This window comes from Amycolatopsis sp. SID8362, assembly GCF_010550475.1.
GTDB classification, from domain to species: domain Bacteria; phylum Actinomycetota; class Actinomycetes; order Mycobacteriales; family Pseudonocardiaceae; genus Amycolatopsis; species Amycolatopsis eburnea.
The window spans coordinates 1-1,613 of record NZ_JAAGNB010000646.1; the positions used below are offsets into that span (position 1 = coordinate 1).

Annotated in this window: 1 protein-coding gene and 1 pseudogene; one reads left to right on the plus strand and one right to left on the minus strand. The window is 75.5% G+C overall.

Annotation, left to right across the window (positions count from 1 at the left end; all coding sequences use genetic code 11):
• Window positions 1-42: 42 nt before the first annotated feature.
• On the minus strand, window positions 43-426 hold the full coding sequence (locus tag G3I65_RS20085; RefSeq protein ID WP_160697473.1) for a hypothetical protein: 384 nt from the start codon (window positions 424-426) through the stop codon (window positions 43-45).
• Window positions 427-475: 49 nt separating this feature from the next.
• Between G3I65_RS20085 and G3I65_RS20090 the strand changes: the two are divergent.
• Window positions 476-1,613, plus strand: a pseudogene (locus G3I65_RS20090) (CHAT domain-containing protein); the annotation flags it as partial.

A 1,613-nucleotide genomic window follows, 5' to 3' on the forward strand; every position in this document is an offset into this window, starting at 1 on the left:
AGCGATCGGCCAGCTTGCCCGCCAGCGCCTCCAGGAACTTGCTCATGACCCGAGCCGCAGCCGGCGCAGCGGCCGGTCGAGCACCCGGCACGCGGGCACGTCGGCCGAGAGGGGCGCGACCCGCAGGCAGGTTTCACCCGGGCAGGCGAAGACCTCCAGCTGCGGGTGGCCGCCACCCAGCCCCGGCAGCGGTGGCGCCACCGAGCGGACGTCGCTCAGGCCTGCCGTGTACCCGGCCCGCAGCAGCAGGTCCTCCAAGGCGTCGAGGTCGCCGGTCAGCTCGGCCGGCGGCCGGCCGAGGCGGACCTCGGCAACGATGCGCTCGGCGAGGTCCCGCATCGGCCCCGCCTCGGCGAGCGGGCCTCCGTCCGCCGACAGCCGGGCGCACAGCACCCCGAAACGTCGCTTGCCCGCCGCGTGGTCCACCCGTGTCCCCTCCGTTGTCCGACCGCCCCGCATCCGGAATCCTAGGGGCGTGCCGGACCCGAGGACGCTCAGCGCCGAAATGGCGGCCTGTGTCGAACGCTTCCACCAAACCGGCGACCTTCGGGAACTCGATCGCGCCGTCGCGCTGGCCCGGGCGTGCGGGGACAGCCGGGCGGCCCGCGGCAATCTGGCTTCGGTCCTGCTGGGCCGGTTCCAGGAGAGCGGTGGCCGCGACGACCTCGTGGACGCGCGGTCGGTGCTGATGTCGCTCGCGAGCTCGGGGCCGATCAGCGCCGGTCAGGTCTCGCAGCTGGCCGCGATCCACCGGCACACCTACGAGTACTACGGCGATCCCGCCGAACTGGAGCTGGCGATCCGGACGAGCCGGTTCGGCCTGGCCAACGCGCTGCCGCGCGACACCGCGCTGACCGATCTCCACCACGGCCTCGCCGCCGCGCTGACCGGGCGCTTCGACCGGGACGGCCGGGTCGCCGACCTCGACGAGGCGGTACGCGCCTACCTCGCGGCGGCCGACGCGGCCGACGGGGACCGACGGCTCGGCAACCTGGTCAACGTCGTGCGGCAGTCGCGGCGCAGGCTCGACCTCCCGGTGCCGCTGCCGGACCGCGGCCTGCTCACGAGCGCGATCGCGGCGGCGGACGAGGCCGCCACCGGGTTCCCCGAGGACGTCCCGGTGTGCGGCGAAATGGTCCAGGCCTCGGGGCTGCTGCGCCGGTACCGCCACGAGGCCACCGGGGACGCGGCCGACATCCACGAAGCCGTCCGGCGGCTGCGCCGGGCGGTGTCCCTGCCGGTCGCGAAACCGGCGGACCGCCTGATCCGGCTGGCCAGCCTCGGCGCGGCCCTGCACCGGGAGTTCCAGGCCACCGGGAACCGCGACGTGCTCGAGGAGGCCGTCGACTGCGAGCGGCGGGTCCTGGCGGAAACGCCCGTCGACGACCCGGACCGGTCGGCGCGGCTGAACAACCTGGCCGCCGCCCTGCGCGAACGGACGCTCTACTTCAACGACCTCGACGCGTTGCACGAGGCGATCGGGCTGCTGCGCGAAGCGGTCGCCCTCACCACCGCGGCGCCCGCCCGCCGGACCGCCGCCGGCACCCTCGGGGTCGCGCTGCAGGACCTGTTCGCGCGCACCGGGGATCCGCGGGTGGCGGACGAGGCGGTCG